2 protein-coding genes are annotated in these 1306 nt (G+C 44.4%); both read left to right on the plus strand.

Going from position 1 to position 1306, the window contains the following annotated elements; all coding sequences use genetic code 11:
* A partial coding sequence (locus NXS07_RS20120; RefSeq protein WP_258087521.1) for a DNA cytosine methyltransferase occupies positions 1-591 on the plus strand: 591 nt, incomplete at its 5' end.
* A gap of 2 nt (positions 592-593) precedes the next feature.
* Positions 594-1184, plus strand: coding sequence for a 3'-5' exonuclease (locus NXS07_RS20125; RefSeq protein WP_258087522.1), 591 nt, complete (start codon positions 594-596; stop codon positions 1182-1184).
* Positions 1185-1306 lie beyond the last annotated feature (122 nt).

Here is a 1306-nt window from a genome sequence, read left to right on the forward strand (position 1 = left end):
ACGGCGGGGAAAGCAGTTGCCGGAAATGCTGGAAGCCGCGCTGTTATCGGTAGTCACTGGGACTCAGGGCTAAACCCGCACCCGACGTTAAACCAGAGCCATAACACGGGCGGTATCGGGATGAGCAATCAGGAGATATTTTCACAAAGAGGCAGCGGGCTGGTATCCACCTATCGATTGCTCTCGTTTGGCGAATACCGGACAGATGATATCTCATCAACATTGAGATCCCGAGATGATAAAAGCGCCACGGATTTAGTGGCGATTGCACTGGCAGGCAACACGATAAACCGGGCACCCCAGAATGGCGGTAATGGTATCGGCTATCACCCTGAAATTTCCTACACACTGACCACAACCGATGTTCATGGCGTGAATTATGGCTATGCCGTGCGTCGTTTAACGCCTGTGGAGTGTGAGCGATTACAGGGTTTTCCTGATAATCACACCCAGATCCCGTGGAATGGCAAAACATCAGAAAATTGTCCTGATGGCCATCGCTACCGGGCAATCGGTAATTCTATGGCCGTACCTGTTATGGTGTGGATTGGGAAACGAGTTTTAATGCAAATAAAAAATAAAGGGGAATAAATATGCTATATGAAAATCTCATGCTTGATTTGGAAACAATGGGAACGGCGACAGATTCGGCCATTATTTCTATTGGTGCCGTGTTTTTTAACCCCGCGACAGGTGAACTCGGTTCAAGTTTTTATAGCCCTGTTGATTTGGCATCATCAATGCAATCAGAGGGTGCCGTTGATGGTGACACTATCCGTTGGTGGTTACGTCAGGATAGCGAAGCCAGAGTCGCGATTGCCGTTGATGGCTTGCCTTCTATCACAGACGTTCTATTCGAACTTGAAGAATTCGTTAATAAGAACACTAAATACAATACCCACGGATTAAAAGTCTGGGGCAATGGGGCTTCATTTGACAATGTTATCCTGCGTTCTGCCTATGACCGGGAAAAAATAAAACCGTTTTGGCGCTGGTATAATGACAGAGACGTAAGAACTATTGTTGAATTAGGTCGCGCGATTGGGTTTGATCCGAAATATAATATGCCATTTGAAGGGAGCCGCCATAATGCGTTAGATGATGCTATTCATCAGGCGAAATATGTTTCTATTATTTGGCAGAAGTTAATTAACAATAATAGCCAGAATGATAATATTGAATGAGGTATCAAAATGAATAACATTACCTTAAATTTAAATACCGAAGTCGTTTACAACATTAACCGTAAATTTGTTTTAGATTTATTCGTCTGGCAGAAACGCTGGAAAGCCAATCAACATCACCG

Origin of the sequence: Xenorhabdus bovienii (assembly GCF_024721015.1) — a bacterium.
Lineage (GTDB): Bacteria > Pseudomonadota > Gammaproteobacteria > Enterobacterales > Enterobacteriaceae > Xenorhabdus > Xenorhabdus bovienii.

Excerpts from the sequence above, each read along its gene's own strand:
- NXS07_RS20125 (WP_258087522.1), top strand. The coding sequence starts at position 594 with ATGCTATATGAAAATCTCATGCTTGATTTGGAAACAATGGGAACGGCG.